This is a genomic window from Marinobacter flavimaris (genome assembly GCF_002933295.1).
Lineage (GTDB): Bacteria > Pseudomonadota > Gammaproteobacteria > Pseudomonadales > Oleiphilaceae > Marinobacter > Marinobacter flavimaris.
In genome coordinates this window covers 77,356-95,670 of sequence record NZ_PSSW01000005.1, presented here as the reverse complement: position 1 = coordinate 95,670, position 18,315 = coordinate 77,356, and the positions used below count along the sequence as shown (strand labels likewise).

Below are 18,315 nucleotides of genomic sequence, written 5' to 3'. Positions count from 1 at the left end.
ATCATGTTGTTGCAGGAATTTGTCCGTTAATCAGACACTTATGAAAAATACCAACGAACAAGGAGTCCTTTATGGAAGACCTATTTGGCGCTGAAGGCGGTGCCTCGGAACTCATGAATCAGGCCATGGCTCTGGTCATGACATACGCCCCCAAGGTCGTGTTGGCCATTGTCACTCTGATTGTGGGCATGTGGCTGATCAACCGGTTTGTCGGCGTTCTAGATAACAAGCTGGGCAAAAAAGACCCCACTCTGAACAAGTTTCTCTGCGGCCTGATCGGAGCAATCCTCAAGATTCTGCTGCTGATCTCTGTCGCCTCCATGGTCGGAATTGCCACCACCTCCTTCATTGCCATTATCGGTGCTGCCGGCCTGGCCGTCGGTCTTGCGCTTCAGGGCAGCCTCGCCAACTTCGCCGGCGGCGTGCTGATCCTGATCTTCAAACCGTTCAAGGTTGGTGACACGATTGATGCCCAGGGCTACCTCGGCTCCGTCCGCGAAATCTCCATCCTGTACACCATTGTCGACACCTTCGATAACCGCCGGATTGTGATCCCGAATGGTCAACTGGCCAACGCCAGCCTGACCAACCTGAGCGCCTATGAAACCCGTCGCTGCGACATGAGCTTCGGCATCGGCTACGGTGATGACATCGACAAGGCCAAGGCCATCTGCAAGCGCCTTATTGAAGAAGACGAGCGCGCACTGAAGGACCCCGAACCACTGATCGTTGTTGGTGCACTGGGCGAAAGCTCCGTCGACCTGACCGTTCGGGCCTGGACCAAATCAGGTGATCTCTGGCCCTTCTACTGGGACATGCATGAGAAAGTGAAAAAAGCATTCGACGCCGAGGGTATCAGCATTCCGTTCCCCCAGCGCGATGTTCATATGATTAAAACCGACTGAGATTCGCGATCGGTTTCTCATTGATACATCCGGTTACTCGCAAACTGCGTAACCTCAACTAAGCTGACCATTAATGGCGGGGTTGACCAACCCCGCCAGGCCATCGGGGCCAGGCAATTAGATCAACACAGGCTCCGGAACGCTGTCATTGCTGGTAGGAGGTTGTCACTATGCCGGTACAGCAGTTGAAGGAATTCCTCGATGAGGCGGGTGTGGAATACATGTGCCTCTCCCACCCTCCTGCATTTACCGCCCAGGAACTCGCCCACCACGTCAAGATTGCCGGCGACCGTGTCGTCAAAACGGTGATCATCGAACTGGATGGTAAAATGGCAATGCTGGTGATGCCGGCCACCTGGCGAATCCGCTGGGACAGGTTATCCCGCATCCTCGACACCGACTTTCTTGACCTCGCTGACGAACAGGAATTCCAGGACCGCTTCCCGGATTGCGAGGTAGGCGCCATGCCCCCCTTTGGCAACCTGTTCGGAATGACCGTCTATTGCGCCGAAGCGCTGACCGAGCAGCCCGAACTGGCGTTCGCCGCAGGCAGCCACAGCGAATCGGCACATATGAAAACCTCGGATTTCCTGACCCTCGTGCAACCCATGGTCCTGAACCAGGGATTCAACAAACCGGGTGCACAGAAGCCCGCCTGGCTGATCAAGAACCGTCGCAGGCCTGACGACGCTGCCGAGCCGCGGGTGTCAGGTATGGCAGGCTATTGAGGGTTTTCATTCCGGCTTGATCCCGGTCTCTTGTCTGGCTGCCGTCATCGCGTAAACTGAGGGCATCAGACAGGAAACCGATATGACTCAAGTCTTTGATATTGTCGTAGTTGGTGCCGGCATGGTCGGCGCTGCTCTCGCCACTGGCCTCGGCCAGAATGGCTTCCGCGTTGCCCTTGTCGACCGGGCTCCGCCCCCCGACTTTGACCCGGAAAGCGCCCCGGACATCCGGGTTTCTGCCCTGAGCGCCGGCAGTGAGCGCTATCTCCAGAGCCTGGGCGCCTGGGACCACATCCTCGGGATGCGCTCGACGCCCTATAGGCGACTGGCCGTGTGGGATGAAACCCGCTATCCACTGCAGAACCTGGTGCCCCGAAAACTGGCTGAGGTCCAATTCGACGCCACCGAGCTGGGCGCCCACCACCTGGGACACATCGTCGAAAACTCAGTAACCCAACAGGCGCTCTGGCAAACCGCCGAGGCCTGCCCCCAGATATCCCTGTTCCACGGTCAGGGTGTCGCCTCACTGGCGCAGTCCGGTGATACAGCCACGGTCACCCTGGATGACGACCGCGAGCTGCTAGCAAGCCTTGTAGTCGGTTGCGATGGCGCCCAATCCCGGATCAGGGACCTGGCCGGCATCGGCGTAACCCGTAACCAGTATGACCAGCAGGCAATGGTTATCTCGGTACGCTATCAGGGGCCGGTTGAAGACATTACCTGGCAGGGCTTTCACCCCTCGGGGCCCCGAGCCTTCCTGCCATTGCACAGTGCCGGTCCGGAACATCCGGGTGAAAGCTGGGGCTCCCTGGTCTGGTACGATTCGCCCGATGAACTGGCACGCCTGAAAGCCCTGGACGACAGCACCCTGATGAGCGAAATCCAGTCGTCGTTTCCCGCGAGTTTGCCCTTGCTGACCCACATCGACATCAAAGCCTCGTTCCCCATCGCCCGCCAGCACGCCAAACAATATCACTCTGGACGAGTTGTCCTGGCCGGTGATTCTGCCCATACCATCAACCCGCTGGCCGGCCAGGGGGTGAACCTGGGATTCCAGGATGCGCAAGCCCTCCAGTCAGCCCTCAAAGAGGCCAAGCGCGCCGGCGATGATCTGGCAAATCCGAAGTGGCTGAACCTCTACGAACAACAGCGCCGGCCGGCGAACCGCAGAATGATGCTGACCATGGATCTGTTCTACCATCTGTTCAGCAACCGGATTCCACCCGTCCACCTGCTACGCAACCTCGGCCTCGGCGCCGCCCGCGCCCTACCCTTCGCCCGCAACCGGGTTGCCCGCTACGCCATGGGCATCGACGAGAAACTGCCGGCCGTGGTGCGGCAGATAGCCTCCCGGATTCCGGGCCTGAATCAGCTTTAGAGCCAAACAACAATCCCAAGGACAAGTGCAAAGGAGCCACCATGTCAGAGACGATTTTCACCAAGATCATCAACCGGGAAATTCCCGCGGACATCCTCTACGAAGACGACATCGCCCTCGCTTTCAGCGACATAAACCCCCAGGCGCCGGTTCATTTCCTGGTCATCCCGAAAAAGGCCATCGCCACCATTAACGACATCACCGAGGAAGATCGGGAACTGGTGGGGCATCTGTATCTGGTGGCTGCGAAAATTGCCAAGGAGAAGGGCTTTGCCGACGACGGCTATCGAGTCGTCATGAACTGCGGGGAAAATTCAGGGCAGACGGTGTTCCACATTCATCTGCATGTTCTTGCCGGGAAGCCGCTGGGCTGGCCGCCGTATACCGAAAAAATGAAGCATGCCTGATTGCTTTAGGCTTGGGTGCCGGCAAGCGGTCCGGTAATGCTGTTTGGGACACGCTCAAGGCATCCATGCGCGCTTAGCTTTCGCCATCCCTGGCGAAAGATAGTCCCAAACAGCATTGCCGGCCCACTTGCTCAAACCTGGGAGCTATCGCTCGTAGGCGCCCAATTATCTGTTTTGTTAAGGGACCAGGCTGACTCCCAGCTCTGATCGGACGGCGTGTGGTACGGCTTTCCGGGACTGTCTTTCGCCATGGATGGCGAAAGCCAAGCGACCATGGACGGCTCGAGCGTGTCTCGGAAAGCCGCACCACGCGGCGGCCCTCCTCCCAGGCCAAAAAATCAGCGGCCGACGACTTTCTCAGCCTCTTCAACCGGCGTATGACGAACGTCCTCGCCTTTGACCATGAAAATCACGTTCTCAGCAATGTTACATGCGTGGTCACCCACCCGCTCCAGGGCACGGAGCACCCACATCACCGACATGCACCGTGAAATGTTACGGGTATCTTCCATCATGAACGTCAGCAGGGTCCGAGCAGCTGCCTGATATTCCTCATCGACGCGCTTGTCTTCCTTCATGATCCGCAACGCCTGCTCGGAATCCAGCCGGGCAAAGGCATCCAGGGCATCGTGAAGCATGCTGAGCACGTGGGTGCCAATGTGGCGTACTTCCACATAGCCCCGCGGGGCCTGGCCCTCTTCCTGCAGCTTGATGGCCAGCTTGGCGATTTTCTTGGCCTCGTCGCCAACCCGTTCAAGGTCGGCCACCATCTTGATGACTGAGATCACCAGACGCAGATCCCGGGCCGTCGGCTGGCGACGGGCAATGATCAGGGTGGCCTCCTCGTCGATTTCCACTTCCATCCGGTCAACTTTCTTGTCGTTGGCACGGATTTCGTCGGCCAGATGACCATCGCCATCCACCAGGGCGAGGATGGCATTATCGACCTGGGCCTCAACCATGCCGCCCATTTTGAGGAACTCGGTCTTGAGCTCCATCAGTTCGTCATTGAACTTGTGGGAGATGTGATCCCCGTAAACGTCGTCCTTCTTTGTAGGCATACTGTTCTTCTCCAAAATTCCTCAGGTCCGGAATCAGCCAAAACGGCCGGTGATGTAGGACTCGGTCAGTTCATGTTCCGGCGAGGTGAATACCTTGTTGGTCTCGTTCACTTCAACCAGGTGTCCCAGGTGGAAGTAGGCCGTACGGTGAGATACCCGGGCCGCCTGCTGCATCGAGTGGGTCACGATAACGATCGTGTAGCTTTCGGACAGTTCGGCAATCAGCTCTTCCACTTTCGCGGTCGCAATAGGGTCCAGGGCCGAGCAGGGCTCATCCATCAGCACCACTTCCGGGCTCACGGCAATGGCACGGGCAATACACAGACGCTGTTGCTGGCCGCCGGACATGCCGGTTGCGTTGGCGTCCAGGCGATCCTTTACCTCTTCCCAGAGGCCGGCCTTGCGCAGACTGTTTTCCACTATCTCGTCCAGATCCGACTTGCGGTTGGCCAGCCCGTGAATCCGGGGGCCGTAAGCCACGTTGTCGTAGATGGACTTGGGAAAAGGGTTCGGCTTCTGGAATACCATACCGACCCTGGCCCGCAGTTCGACCACATCCCGCTTGGGGTCGTAAATGTCGTGGTCGTCCAGTTGCAGGGAACCCTTCACACGACAGATATCGATGCTGTCGTTCATGCGATTCAGGCAGCGCAGGAAGGTGGATTTGCCGCAACCGGATGGGCCGATGAAGGCAATGACTTCGTTACGGCCAATATCAAGGCTGATCTTCTTGATCGCGGGGGCATCCCCGTAGAATACCTCGACATCCCGAAGCTTGAACTTGGGGTCGTCCGAGTAAGGCTTACCGACGGTCTTGCCTTCCTCGATGATGGTTTCAGCGGGCTTCGATTCCTGAACTGGCACGGCAACCTCGTCCGGTTGGGTAACTTCACTGGTAATGGTTGTATTCACACTATTCATCTTGATTCTCCTTACCACCGGCGCTCGAGACGTTTGCGCATCCAGATGGCCAATGCGTTCATACTGATCAGGAAGGCCAGCAGCACCATGATGGCTGCCGACGCTCGCTCAATAAAGGCCAGCTCCGGGCTGCCCGCCCACAGGAACACCTGCACAGGCAGCACCGTCGCCGAATCGAAGAACCCGTCGGGTACGTCCACAATGAACGCCACCATACCGATCAGCAGCAGCGGTGCGGTTTCACCCAGTGCCTGGGCCATACCGATGATGGAACCGGTGAGCATACCCGGCATGGCCAGCGGCAGCACATGGTGCAGAACTACCTGCATCTTGGATGCACCGATACCTTCAGCGGCCTCCCGGATCGAGGGTGGTACGCTTTTGATCGCGGCCCGGCTGGAAATGATGATGGTCGGCAGAGTCATCAACGTCAGCACCAGACCACCAACCACCGGAACCGAACGTGGCATCCCGAACAGGTTGATAAACACCGCGAGGCCAAGCAGACCAAAGATGATGGAAGGAACCGCCGCCAGGTTGTTGATATTCACCTCGATAAAATCGGTGAATTTGTTCTGGGGCGCGAATTCTTCCAGGTAGATCGCCGCGGCCACACCAATCGGGAACGAGAGGATCAGGGTAACGAACATGGTCAGCAGCGAACCGACAATGGCGCCAAGAATACCTGCCTTGGACGGATCACGGGAATCGCCGCCACTGAAGAACACATCATTGAACGATGTCTCGATAACGTCCCGCTCCAGAAGCTCATCGACCCAGGTTTTTTGCTGGTCGTTCAGCTTGATCGAGTAGGCATCATCCCCTGCATGCTTGACGTAGACATCCACATCCGTGTGCGTGAGAAAGGTCATGGTCTGGGTGGTGCCCAACCAATCGGGGTTTGCCTTCAGGGCATCCCGTAGCGTCACCGAGGCGTACGGGTTGATCAGCTCGCGAACCTGATTCCGGTCATCCTCCGTTGCTCCAGGGATCTCCTTGATCAGTGCCTGAACCAGAGGCTCGACAAAATCGGCCATCTTGATCTGACGCTCGTCCGTGGGATCATCCAGATACATCATCTCACCATCCAACTGCACATCCATGGTGATGGTGGTCTTCACGAAGCCGGTATAACCCTTGCCGATGATATCGGTGAACAGGATTAACAGGGCCCCCAGGGCAATGGCGATTGCCATGATGCCGTAGGCGCGGAAACGGCGTTCCTTACGGTAGCGACGCTTGAGCGACTGGCGGACAATCTCCGCCTGTGAACGTTGGTCAGTCATACTGTTCCCGATATTTGCGTACGATTTTCAGTGCAATGACGTTGAGCAACAGGGTTGCCAGGAAGAGCATGGCGCCCAATGCGAAGGCAGCCAGCGTCTTGGCGCTGTCGAATTCCTGGTCACCGGTGAGCAGGGTCACGATCTGCACGGTTACGGTGGTAACCGTTTCCAGCGGGTTGGCCGTCAGGTTAGCAGCCAGACCAGCGGCCATGACCACGATCATGGTTTCACCGATGGCCCGGGAGACCGCCAGCAGAATACCGCCCATGATGCCGGGCAGTGCAGCCGGGAAAATCACCTTTTTCATGGTCTCGGACTGGGTGGCTCCGAGCGCAAGAGAGCCATCACGCATGGCCTGGGGCACGGCATTGATCACGTCATCCGACAGGGAAGACACAAACGGAATGATCATGATGCCCATAACGGCACCAGCGGCCAGGGCACTCTGGCTTGATGCCTCGATACCCATGGATGCGGCCAGATCGCTGATAAACGGAGCGACCGTAAGAGCGGCGAAGAAGCCGTAAACCACGGTGGGAATACCCGCCAGCATTTCCAGCAACGGCTTGACCACACCGCGCACCTTTCTACCCGCGTATTCCGACAGGTAAATGGCCGACAGCAAGCCCACCGGCACAGCCACAACCATGGCAATGGCAGAAATCAGAAGGGTACCTGTAAACAGGGGAATCATCCCGAAGGCGCCCTGAGAAGCCACCTGATCGGCCCTCAGAGCGGTCTGGGGGCTCCAGTGACTACCAAAGATAAATTCGGTGAACGGGACCTTGCCAAAGAAACGAAAAGTCTCGAACGCCACCGAGAAAATGATTCCGACGGTGGTCAATATAGCCAGGGCCGCACAGGCGAAAAATACCCACTTGAGAATGGACTCGACCTGGGAACGGGCATTCAGGCGGGGGCGAATTCTCAACCACCCGAGAAAACCCGCAAGCACGGCAACCGAGATTACAAGACCAGACATCAGGAACCGACTCTGCGTGCGCAGTGCCTGTAAACGCTCGGCGGCCTCAGCTATCGGTGCTTCAACGAAGCCAGGAGGCAAGGCTCCGCTGGCCACATTGCTGATCTTGCTCAACAGCAGGCTCGCCTCACCGTCGGTCGCCGGGATTATACCTTCAGGCAAACCACCAATAACGATCATCTGGATGACTTTGCCCTGGAATGCCGCCCAAAGACCAAGCACGATAAGAGCGGGGATACCGCTCCACAATGCCGCTCGGGCTCCGTAATAAAAAGGCAGGGACTTGAGGTGACGGATCCCACCCAGCGGCATCGCCAACGACCGGGAGCGAGCGTAACCGAGCCAATAGGCCACGATCGCCAGCACCAGAGTCAGTAATAAAAGATTAGCCGGTTGCATGAAAATTCCTGTATTCGACTTCGAATTGGCGCACAGTTTACAGATTCAGCTCTGAACTCGCACCGGATCGTCCAAACGTGCAAAAGGTGCGGGCCTCCAACGAGACCCGCACCTCCATTCTTGACCGGACGACGGTCTTACTTGAGCTCGTCCAGGGTCAGGTTCGGCATGCTTTCTGCCTTGTCCATCAGGTCCATCAAAGCAGCCCGCGGCGGCACGATCAGGCCCACATCTTTCAGGTAGCCGTTCTGGCCCATGGCAGCGTTGCTGGTGAACTCACTGACATACTCCGCAATGCCCGGAACCACACCAACATGAGCTTTCTTCACGTAGAAGAACAGCGAACGGGCCACCGGATACTCATCCGCAGCAATGGCTTCGGCAGTCGGGATCATACCGTTCAGAGTGGCAGCCTGCAGACGGTCTGCGTTTTCTTCCAGGAAGCTGTAACCGAATACACCGTACATGCCGGTGTCGCCAATCAGCTTCTGCACGATCAGGTTGTCGTTTTCACCCGCTTCGATAAAGGCGCCGTCTTCACGAACGCTTTCGCAGATGGAGGCGTGCTCGTCCTTGCTCAGGCTGGCGGCTTCAGGCAGCTCGTCGCAACCAGCGGCGAGAGCCAACTCGTTGAAGGAATCACGGGTGCCGGAAGTCGGGGGCGGACCCATTACACGAATCGGCTTGTTCGGCAGGCTGGAGTCAACATCGCTCCAGTTTTTGTTCGGGTTGGCTACCCACTCGCCGTTAACAGGCACTTTGGAACCGAGGGCCAGGAACAGCTGCTCGAGGGTGATATCGAGGTTCTCAGCTTCTTTAGAGCTGGCGATCACGATGCCGTCAGAACCAATGCGGAATTCGGTGATGTCTGTAACGCCGTTGCTCTGGCAGAGTTCGAACTCGGACGTCTTCATGCGACGTGACGCGTTGGTGATGTCCGGGTGCTGGGTGCCGATGCCCTGGCAGAAAAGCTTGAGACCGCCGCCTGAACCGGTGGATTCCAGCTTGGGTGTGCTGAAGTCGGTCTTGGTGCCGAAACGCTCGGCAACAACTGTGGCGAACGGATAAACAGTTGAGGAACCCACGATGCTGATGGTGTCACGGGCCATGGCTGGTGCAGACATGGCGGCTACGGAGCCGGCCAGTGCTACAGTCGCGAGTGCTTTGTTCAGTTTCATCACGTCATGTCTCCATTTTTTGGTTTGGACGTTTTGTCGGATGTGCTTTACCGATGGGTGCAGACTAATGGCACTCTGTGACAACTTTGTTACAGCTTCTGAAATATAGTCAGGAATGTTCAAATTTGCTTGCAGCGCTGCTTCAGCCCGCTACCATGCGTGTTAAAACAATTCCAGGCTCGCAAGAAGGCAGTACTATGACAGCGTTAGATGATGACAAACCCACGCCCCGTGGCGAACTCACCCTGCAGATTATCCCGCTCCCCTCAGACACCAATGCCAATGGCGATGTCTTTGCCGGCTGGCTGGTAAAACAGATGGATCTCGCCGCGGCGACCATGGCCGGACGGATTTCCCAGGGCCGTAACGCCACCGTGGCCATGGACCGGATGGAGTTCCTGTCACCGTTGCGAGTAGGGTCCCAGGTAGGTTGTTACTGCGAACTCGTCGATATCGGCCGCAGTTCCATGAAAATCAGCGTGGAAGTGTGGACCCTTGACCGCACTGCCAAGAATCCACGTAAGGTCACCGAGGGTCTGTTCGTCTACGTTGCCATTGATGAGCACGGTCGGATCCGCGAGGTGCCGGAGCAGGTTCTCTGACCCTGATCCGCTCTAGTTCCAGCCGTGCAGAAGGCGGGCGTAGTTGAGACGCTCCCAGGTTCGGGCATTGGGGGCGTTCGCCATTGACATAACGCCCCGGGCTTCCGCCAGCGAGCGGTATCCCATTCCGGAGAGCCGAGCCGTCATTTCCCGGGTAATCCTCGACAGGGCGCCAGTACCCTCCGACAACACGGCCGAGACCACCTGCACAGCGGAAGCGCCCGAAAGGATGGCTTTTGCCGCATCGTCACCACTGTGAACGCCGCCCGAAACTGCCATCTCCAGTGTTGTCTGGCCATACAACATGGCGGCTGCGTGTAACCGCAACGGCAGCTCCGCACTGGTCGACAGCACCACCTCCCGGCTTAACTCCAGCTCATCCAGATCCATGTCGGGCTGATAGAACCGGTTGAACAAAACCACGCCCCGGGCCCCTGACTCTTCGATACCGGCGACAAACGCAGGCAAGGCCGAGTAGAAAGGCGATAGCTTGACGCTGACCGGAATGCTCACCTGCTCAGCCACTGACCTCACAACCGAGAGTTGTCTCTGTTCCAGTGCCTCCGCTGTTTCCTCCGGATCCGAGGCCAGGTCATAGAGATTCAGTTCGATAGCATGGGCGCCCGCCGCTTCCAGCTCACGTGCATGCCGGGTCCAGCCACCCGCTGAAATACCGTTGAGCGAGGCAATCACCGGCACACCCAGCGAATGTCGCAACAGCTCCAACCGCTGCAGGTAGCTGTCCGATCCCATCTCGAACAACTCGGATTCGGGAAAGAACGATCGGGCTTCGGCGTCCATGTTGATCCGCGAATCAATAAACCGGTGAGCCGCCATTTGCTCCTCCACCAGCTGCTCCTCGAAGAGGGAATGCATCACCACGGCACCGGCGCCAGCGTCAACACAGGCCTTCAGCGCGTCCAGGTCATCGGTCAGGGGGCTGGCGCCGACCACAAGGGGGGAGCGAAGCTCCAACCCCAGCCAACGGGTTGCCAATTCAGTCATGACGTTCACCCTTTTCATTGTCAGCGTCAGAAGTTTCATGGGGCTCGAAGTGGATCCCCGCCAGCTGCTTGTAGAGCTCACGCTGCTCAGTTGCAGCCTCAGAAGCTGCCGCCACCAGCTGTTCGTAACGTTGGGGATCCCGCAGCTCCAGCATCCGGAACCGGGCCTCTTCCTGCATGTAGGCTTTCATGGAGACTTTCTGGCGCAGGGAGTCCAGCTGCAGGGGCGGCAGCCCTTCGTGGATGCGCCGGGGATCAAACCGGTACAGCGGCCAGGCCCAGCTGTCTACCGCCCGCTTCTGCTGTGCGGGCGAGTGCACCAGGTCGTAACCGTGGGCAATGCAGGGGCTGTGGGCGATGATCAGTGCCGGGCCGTCGAAGCTCTCGGCTTCCTGCAGGGCCTTGGTGGTGTGATTGCTGTGGGATTGCATGGCAATCTGGGCCACGTAGACGTGACCATAACTCATGGCCAGCAGACCCAGATCCTTCTTCCGAGTGGCCTTGCCGGCGGCGGCGAACTTGGCAATTGCACCCATGGGGGTGGCCTTGGACTGCTGCCCGCCGGTGTTGGAATAGACTTCGGTATCGAGTACCAGCAGTTTCACATTCTGACCCGAGGCCAGGGCGTGGTCGAGACCGCCATAACCAATATCGTAGGCCCAGCCGTCGCCCCCGATTACCCAGACACTCTTCGGGCAGAGCTCATCGGCCAGGCTGTCCAGCTCCCGGGCCTCTGGCGTCTGCTTGTCTGCCAGCCAGTTCCGCAGCTGCTCAATGGCTGTGCGTCTGGCTGCCATTGCCGATTCATCAACGGTGGTGCAGGCGCCGGTCAGCTCCGGGTAGAGTCCGTCAGGTAGTTCTTCCCGGAACCCTTCCAGCAACTGCCGGGCCCGACCGACAAGCTTGTCCAGCCCCAGACGCATGCCCAGGCCCAGTTCCGCCGCGTCCTCAAACAACGAGTTGTTCCAGGTAGGACCACGGCCGTCGGCGTTCACTGTGTACGGCGTGGTGGGCAGATTGCCACCATAGATCGAGGAACATCCGGTGGCGTTGGCAATCAGCAACCGATCGCCCACCAGCTGGGTCAGCAGACGGATGTAGGGTGTTTCACCGCAGCCGGAGCAGGCGCCGGAATATTCGAACAGGGGAATCAGCAGCGGCAGGGATTTGAAGTCCCGGGGGATACGGTCTCTGGGCACAGCCGGCAATTGCCGGAAAAACGCCAGGTTCTCTGCCTCCACCTCACGGTGCGCTTCGATCGGCTGCATATTGATGGCTTTGCGTTTGGGCTGGGTGCGGTCCTTTGCCGGGCAGACCTCGACACACAAGCCACAACCGGTGCAGTCATCCGGCGCCACCTGAATCCGGTAATCCAGGCCCTCCAGTTCAGACGTCTGGGTTTCCGGCACCACCTCGAACGCCTCCGGTGCCCCTTTGAGCGACTCGGGCTCAAACACCTTGCTGGTGATCGCGGTGTGCGGGCAAATCATCGCGCAGAAGTTGCACTGCACGCAGAGGTCGGATTCCCAGATCGGGATTTCCAGGGCGATGGTTCGCTTCTCGTACTGGCTGGTTCCCGTTGGCCAGGTACCGTCCGGCGGGAACGCACTGACCGGCAGTTTGTCCCCCTGCCCCTCCAGTAACAGGCGAGTGACTTTCTGCACAAAGTCCGGCGCATTCTCGGGCACCCTTGGCGATCGCGTGCGGGTTGCCGTCACCTTGTCCGGGACCGGCACCTCATGCAGGTTGTCCAGGGCCGAGTCCACCGCTTCCACGTTGCGGCGCACCACCTCCGGCCCGCGGCGGCCCCAGGTTTTGCGAATGGATTCCTTAATATGGGCAATGGCCTCTTCCCGGGGCAGGATATCTGCCAGGGCGAAGAAGCAGACCTGCATCACGGTGTTGATCCGCCGCTCCAGACCCGCCTTTTCCGCCACCTCGGCGGCATCAATCACGAACAGCCGGGCCTTGCGCTCGACCAATACCCGCTGAACCTCGATCGACAGCCGATCCCAGACCTCGTCCTTTGACCAGGGCACATTGAGCAGCACCGTGGCACCCTCGGCAGCGTGTTCGAGCACATCAAACCGCTCCAGAAACTGGGGCGCGTGAATGGCGACGAACTGGGCCCTGTTGATCTGGTAACTGGAGCGGATCGGCAGCGGCCCAAACCTCAGATGGGAGACGGTGGTAGCGCCGGATTTCTTGGAGTCATAGACAAAATGGCCCTGGGCGAACAGCTCCGTGCCCTCACCCAGGATCTTGATGCTGGCCTTGTTGCTGCTGACAGTGCCATCGGCACCGAGACCGAAGAACAGCGCCCGGCGGGTTTTCGGGGATTCAATATCCAGTTCGCTATCCACCTCCAGCGAAAGGTGGCTGACATCGTCCCGCACGCCGACGGTGAAGCGGGTTTTCGGCGCTGCCGCTTTAAGTTCGTCGAAAATGGCGCAGACCATGGCCGGCGTAAACTCACGGGAAGACAGCCCATATCGGCCGCCAATCACCCGGGGCAGTACCTTCCGATCCCCCCGGCTGTAGGCCTCCATCAGGGCACCGCTGACTTCCAGCAACAAGGGCTCACCCTGGGCTCCCGGTTCCTTGGTGCGATCCAGCACCGCGAGATGTTCGACGGTATCGGGCAAAGCGTCCAGAAAACGCGACGTGGCAAAGGGCCGGAACAGGCGGACCTTGAGAACCCCGACCTTCTCACCCTGCGTCAGCAGCCACTCCACCGTTTCATGGGCGCATTCGGCCCCGGAACCCATCAGGATGACCACTCTGTCGGCCTCAGGGTGCCCAACATAATCAAACAGACGGTATTGCCGACCGGTGATACCGGCGAAACGGTCCATCACGGCTTCAAGCTTCCCCGGGAATGCCTGATAGAAGGGATTGATGGCCTCCCGGGCCTGGAAGAAGGCGTCCGGGTTCTGGGAGGTGCCGCGAACCACTGGCCGGTCCGGTGTCATCCGGCGGCTGCGATGTGCTTCAACTCCGTCGTGCGATACCAGCGCCTGCAAATCCTGGTCACTGAGCGCCGCAATCTTGGAGATTTCATGGGAGGTGCGAAAGCCGTCGAAGAAATGCATCACCGGCACCCGGCTTTCCAGGGTGACGGCGTGGCCGATGGCCGCAAGGTCCTGGGCCTCCTGTACCGACCCCGAAGCCAGCAGGGCAAATCCGGTACCGCGGGCACTCATTACATCGGAATGGTCGCAGAAGATCGACAAGGCATGGGTGGCAACGCTGCGCGCAGCAATATGCATGCAGAAGGGCGACAGCTCACCGGCAATCTTGTACAGATTGGGCAGCATCAGCAGCAGCCCCTGGGACGCAGTAAAGGTGGTCACCAGTGAACCGGCCTGCAGTGCCCCGTGCATGGCACCCGCGGCACCAGCCTCGGACTGCATTTCGACCACACTTGGCACCTGCCCCCAGAGATTGGGCTTGCCCAGGGCCGCCCAGTCATCGGCATGCTCGCCCATGACCGAAGCAGGGGTAATCGGATAGATGGCAATGGTCTCGCTCAGGCGATAAGCCACCGAAGACACCGCTTCATTGCCATCGAGGGTATGAAACTCCATGGCCACGACTCCTTGTGGTGAGGCCGAAAGACAGTTCTGAGTCTAGTATCGGCCGGGCCAACCGCAAAGGAACGGGATTGATCTGAGACAGATTTGAGGAAGAAACAGGTTCAGGAACTGGCTGATCCTGCCTGAATCAAATCTTGGAACAGGGAATGATAATCGCCGGCCAGGCTGGATGCCCGCCAATCCTCCGGCGGGCAGGCCAGAAGCTGTCCTTCCAGCAGCTGTTCAAGCGTGTCGGCAGCCACTTCAGCCTCCATCGCCGCATTTTCCTGATGACTCTCATAGCGACACAGATCCGGCACGTATTCGCGATAGGCCAGGCGATCCGGCGCCAGTGGCACGCAACCTGAAGCCATGGCTTCCAGCATCGACAGCCCCTGGAAATCGTGCAGTGCCGTGGAGATCACAATATCGGCCTGACGCAGCAACTGATCATAGTCTTCACGATTCTCGAAAAACCCCCAGTGTTCGATGCAAGGACCAAACTGTTCCCGGATCCGGTCAAATGCCTTCGGATAGCTGCGAAATCGCTCACCCACCACACTCAACCTGAACGGCATCGAACGCTGGTCCAGCACCTGCAGGAACTTCAGCAGACGGTCAGGCCCCTTGTCGTATTCCCAGCGATGGTTCCAGAGCAGATGGGGGCAGGCCCGGTTCATAAGTGGCCGACGATCAGCAAACAACCGGTCCTCGATCGGCACCGGTATCACCCTCGACTTGTCCCGCAGGGTTTCGATCAGGCCCTCGGGCACTGCGTCGGGCAACTTCTTGAGGAAAGAGTCGGCGCCAGCCAGAAAACTGTCCCGGTTCCAGCCACTGTTGAATACCACACAATCGGCAGACAGCGCGCTATAGAGGTTCACCATCTGCGGATCGGCACTGCTGTTCTGGCCACTCGATACCGGAAAGGCGAACTGGTTTTCATGCATGTACAGCAGGCAGGGGGTATTGGCCAGGCGCGGATGTAGCCCCCGCAAGGTTGCCAGGTCCACCATGGAGGTGGCGATGATCAGATCCCAGGATTCCTGCAGGAGCGGCTCATTCAGCCAGCTCAGTGGATTGCCACGGATACGCCAGCGGAAGAATCTTGGCGGCAAAGCAAGAAACTGCCATTCATAACGCGGAAACATGGCGCTCAACTGCTCCCGCCAGCGCCTGTGACTGGCGGCATCGTAGCCAGACAGAAGGAGTATTCTCGGCGTGGTTCCAGAGGTCGTCATACGATGTCTCACTAACCAGCCTGAATCTCAGGCCGAGCCCGGGAGAGTGCCCAAAGCCCGAGCACCGGACCGGGGAACAGCAGGAGAACCACCCAGACATTCAACTGGCCCCAGAGCCCACTGGTCAGCCAGATGGCCGGCAGCGTCAGACCAAACCCGACCGCATTCATCACCGCCAGAGAGGAGCCTACCGACTCCCTCGGCGCCGTTGCCGAGGCCAGCGCCGAGAATTGAGGTGAGTCGGCAACCACAGCAATGCCCCAGACAATGAGCAAAACGATCAGCAAGGCCGGCGATAGTCCGTTCAGCCAGGGGTAAACCAGGCAGAAGGCCCCGGACACCATCAGGGCTCGCCGGGCCACCCATTCACTACCCCGTGTTCGGCTGAGCCGGCCACCACCGACGCAACCTGCCGCACCAATGCCAATGACAGCAAACGACAACCAGGGAATAAGTGCGTCACTCTGCCCCATCCGCTGCAGCTCCCGGCCGATGAACAGGGGGGTTAATGTCCAGAACGCGTAGAGTTCCCACATATGGCCGAAGTAACCACCGGCCACTGCCCGGAATCTCGGGATGCGCAGAGCCGCCAACCCCTGGCTGAGGGGCAATCGCCCGCTGCTTCTAGGCAGGTGCGGGCCGTCACCCAGCAGAAACACCAGCAGCCCTCCGGCCACGGCAAGACAGGACGCCGCCATCAGCGGCCACTCCCAGGGCATGCCCAGGGTTGCTCCACGCATCAGGTGTGGGAGCGCCGTTCCCAGTGTCAGCATGCCCACCAGCCAGGCAAGGGCGGCGCCGGCGTACTTTGGCGTCCAGGCAATGACCATTTTCATGCCCAGGGGATAGATGCCGGCCAGACACAGCCCGGTGGCAAAGCGCAGGAGGAAATCGAGCGGCGGCGCACCGGCAGCGAAAATAAATCCACCGTTAACCAGAGCCCCCAACAGGCTCGACAGCGCAAAGATCCGACTCGCGCCAAAGCGGTCGGCCAGGCCGGTCACCGCAATGGTCAAGGTGCCCGCGATAAACCCGGCCTGCACCGCCAATGTCAGCCGCCCGAGATCACTTTCGGTCAGGCCAAGCTCGCCGGCCAGCGACAACCAGACACCGTTGATACTGAACCAGAGCGAGGTGCCGAAAAGCTGGGCCAGAACGATCACAGGGAGGGGGTAACGTCGTAGCAGGTCGATCATTGTTTCACCAGTCGGTCCAGTCGTAGGCGCTCCCGGTCGTCGAACAGTCTTCGCCCGCCCCAGGAAACTGCCATCAGGGCACCGAATCCGGTGCCGACGGTGATGATCAGCATCACCAGAATCTGGTATTTCACCGCCACTGCCGGCGGGCTGCCTGCAAGAATCTGGCCGGTCATCATGCCAGGCAGGCTGACGATACCGGCAGCGGCCATGGCGTTGATGGAAGGCATCATACCACTGCGCATGGCGTCCCTCCGGATATCCTCCAGCGCCTGCTTCCAGGTCTGGCCCAGCATCAGGCGGTTTTCGATGACGGCCCGCTGCCGCCAGACCGATTCGTTCAAACGATCCAGCGCCAGGCTGACGCCTGTCATGGTGTTTCCGAGCATCATGCCCAGAAGGGGAATGGCGTACTGTGGGGTGTACCAGGGGTCTGGGCCGATCACTACCGAGAGCGCCAGTACCGTCACCGAGAAGGACGATACGAACATCGATCCGGTGCCGATACCGAACGCCCACCAGCCCTGGAGTCTTCGGCCCTGACGCGCAACAACCTCCCGGCCGGCAACCAGAAGCATGACCAGGGCCATCAGGGCGATCCAGTAGAACCCGGACGACGCAAACAGTGCCTCCAGAACCAGCCCGATCAGCGCCAGCTGAATCACTGTTCGAAGTGCAGCGATCAACAGGTTTCGGGTAATGCCCAGTCGGGCCAGATACCCCGTCCCAGCCAGGGCGAGCACCAGCAGCGCCGCCAGCCCCAACTTCCACCAGGCCAGATCAATCACTTCCATCTGCGCGCTCCAGGCTGGTGCCAATAATCCGGTAATGGGCATCGGCCACCCGATGAATCTGGCCAACATCATGGGCGACCCAGAGCACTGCGATCTGCCGCCTCCGGATTTCCTCAAGCAACCAGGTTTCAATCGCTTCTGTGCTGTCGTTGTCGAGGTTGGCGGTGGGTTCGTCCAGTAAGAGAACCTCAGGCTCAAGCAGCAGGGCCCGCCAGAGCGCCAGCCGCTGCCGCTCACCGGAAGACAACCGGCTTACCGACCACTCCAGCACCTCGGGCGGGAAGCCCAGCGCTGACGGCAAATCTGCCTTCACATGATCCGGGAAGTGACCTCCAACCTCATCAAACCACCACTGGCTGTCTGCCGGCACCATCACCACCCGGCTTCGCCATTGGTGGGCGGGCAAATCCTCCTGGCAGGTATCAGCCACAGACACGGTGCCCCCATGGGGCTCCAGGTCCGCCACGGCTCTCAGCAGCCGACTCTTGCCACTGCCTGACGGACCGGACAGACAGACAACCTGTCCACCAGGTACCGTCAAAGACACGTTACTGAGAGTGCCAACACAGAGATTTTTCAGGACCAAATCTGTCAAGATAGCCTCATCAGGGCTCGCCAATGTTCATAACGGATATACCATTGCACAGTGTCCTGCCAA

General features: G+C 59.3%; 16 protein-coding genes. 5 read left to right on the top strand and 11 right to left on the bottom strand.

The genetic code is table 11. The annotated features are described in order from the left end of the window. The first annotated feature begins 71 nt into the window (after positions 1 to 71). The 4 genes from MDHKLMBL_RS10780 (at position 72) to MDHKLMBL_RS10765 (ending at position 3,418) form a co-directional block, all read left to right on the top strand. Complete coding sequence (locus tag MDHKLMBL_RS10780; RefSeq protein ID WP_053113204.1) at positions 72 to 905, top strand: mechanosensitive ion channel family protein; 834 nt, start codon at positions 72 to 74, stop codon at positions 903 to 905. Between the two features lie 170 nt (positions 906 to 1,075). Further along, on the top strand, positions 1,076 to 1,633 hold the full coding sequence (locus tag MDHKLMBL_RS10775; RefSeq protein WP_053113205.1) for an aminoacyl-tRNA deacylase: 558 nt from the start codon (positions 1,076 to 1,078) through the stop codon (positions 1,631 to 1,633). Between the two features lie 82 nt (positions 1,634 to 1,715). After that, the gene (locus MDHKLMBL_RS10770; protein WP_053113206.1) at positions 1,716 to 3,011 is read left to right on the top strand and encodes an FAD-dependent monooxygenase; all 1,296 of its coding nucleotides are present in this window, start codon (positions 1,716 to 1,718) and stop codon (positions 3,009 to 3,011) included. Positions 3,012 to 3,052: 41 nt separating this feature from the next. Further along, the gene (locus MDHKLMBL_RS10765; protein WP_053113207.1) at positions 3,053 to 3,418 is read left to right on the top strand and encodes a histidine triad nucleotide-binding protein; all 366 of its coding nucleotides are present in this window, start codon (positions 3,053 to 3,055) and stop codon (positions 3,416 to 3,418) included. Positions 3,419 to 3,756: 338 nt separating this feature from the next. Here the strand turns inward: MDHKLMBL_RS10765 and phoU are convergent, their stop codons facing one another. The 5 genes from phoU to MDHKLMBL_RS10740 form a co-directional block, all read right to left on the bottom strand. After that, positions 3,757 to 4,479 carry a phosphate signaling complex protein PhoU gene (phoU, locus tag MDHKLMBL_RS10760; protein ID WP_008172965.1) on the bottom strand — a complete coding sequence of 241 codons (723 nt, stop codon included), beginning with the start codon at positions 4,477 to 4,479 and terminating at the stop codon, positions 3,757 to 3,759. 33 nt (positions 4,480 to 4,512) lie between these two features. Then, positions 4,513 to 5,400, bottom strand: coding sequence for a phosphate ABC transporter ATP-binding protein PstB (pstB, locus tag MDHKLMBL_RS10755; protein WP_041645688.1), 888 nt, complete (start codon positions 5,398 to 5,400; stop codon positions 4,513 to 4,515). An 11-nt stretch (positions 5,401 to 5,411) separates the two neighbouring features. Then, entirely contained in the window at positions 5,412 to 6,686 is a 1,275-nt protein-coding gene (gene pstA / locus MDHKLMBL_RS10750; RefSeq protein WP_053113208.1) for a phosphate ABC transporter permease PstA, read from the bottom strand. After that, positions 6,679 to 8,067, bottom strand: a complete 1,389-nt coding sequence (gene pstC / locus MDHKLMBL_RS10745) for a phosphate ABC transporter permease subunit PstC (RefSeq protein ID WP_008172968.1) — start codon at positions 8,065 to 8,067, stop codon at positions 6,679 to 6,681. The genes pstA and pstC overlap by 8 nt, the downstream gene beginning before the upstream one ends. 137 nt (positions 8,068 to 8,204) lie before the next feature. Next, the gene (locus MDHKLMBL_RS10740; protein WP_008172969.1) at positions 8,205 to 9,245 is read right to left on the bottom strand and encodes a substrate-binding domain-containing protein; all 1,041 of its coding nucleotides are present in this window, start codon (positions 9,243 to 9,245) and stop codon (positions 8,205 to 8,207) included. Positions 9,246 to 9,442: 197 nt separating this feature from the next. Between MDHKLMBL_RS10740 and MDHKLMBL_RS10735 the strand changes: the two genes are divergently transcribed. Continuing rightward, the gene (locus MDHKLMBL_RS10735; protein WP_008172970.1) at positions 9,443 to 9,847 is read left to right on the top strand and encodes an acyl-CoA thioesterase; all 405 of its coding nucleotides are present in this window, start codon (positions 9,443 to 9,445) and stop codon (positions 9,845 to 9,847) included. A 12-nt stretch (positions 9,848 to 9,859) separates the two neighbouring features. Here MDHKLMBL_RS10735 and MDHKLMBL_RS10730 read toward each other — a convergent pair whose 3' ends face one another. From MDHKLMBL_RS10730 to MDHKLMBL_RS10705, 6 genes are all read right to left on the bottom strand, one after another. Next, positions 9,860 to 10,852, bottom strand: a complete 993-nt coding sequence (locus MDHKLMBL_RS10730) for a dihydroorotate dehydrogenase-like protein (protein ID WP_104270792.1) — start codon at positions 10,850 to 10,852, stop codon at positions 9,860 to 9,862. Next, positions 10,845 to 14,438, bottom strand: coding sequence for a pyruvate:ferredoxin (flavodoxin) oxidoreductase (nifJ, locus tag MDHKLMBL_RS10725; RefSeq protein WP_104270791.1), 3,594 nt, complete (start codon positions 14,436 to 14,438; stop codon positions 10,845 to 10,847). The genes MDHKLMBL_RS10730 and nifJ overlap by 8 nt, the downstream gene beginning before the upstream one ends. Before the next feature lie 110 nt (positions 14,439 to 14,548). After that, positions 14,549 to 15,667, bottom strand: coding sequence for a tRNA-queuosine alpha-mannosyltransferase domain-containing protein (locus MDHKLMBL_RS10720; RefSeq protein WP_104270790.1), 1,119 nt, complete (start codon positions 15,665 to 15,667; stop codon positions 14,549 to 14,551). Positions 15,668 to 15,678: 11 nt separating this feature from the next. Next, complete coding sequence (locus tag MDHKLMBL_RS10715; protein ID WP_104270789.1) at positions 15,679 to 16,863, bottom strand: MFS transporter; 1,185 nt, start codon at positions 16,861 to 16,863, stop codon at positions 15,679 to 15,681. Continuing rightward, positions 16,860 to 17,657: an ABC transporter permease gene (locus MDHKLMBL_RS10710; RefSeq protein WP_041645695.1), complete on the bottom strand. Its 798-nt coding sequence runs from the start codon at positions 17,655 to 17,657 to the stop codon at positions 16,860 to 16,862. The genes MDHKLMBL_RS10715 and MDHKLMBL_RS10710 overlap by 4 nt, the downstream gene beginning before the upstream one ends. Continuing rightward, positions 17,644 to 18,252, bottom strand: coding sequence for an ABC transporter ATP-binding protein (locus tag MDHKLMBL_RS10705; RefSeq protein WP_104270888.1), 609 nt, complete (start codon positions 18,250 to 18,252; stop codon positions 17,644 to 17,646). The genes MDHKLMBL_RS10710 and MDHKLMBL_RS10705 overlap by 14 nt, the downstream gene beginning before the upstream one ends. Between the last annotated feature and the right edge of the window lie 63 nt (positions 18,253 to 18,315).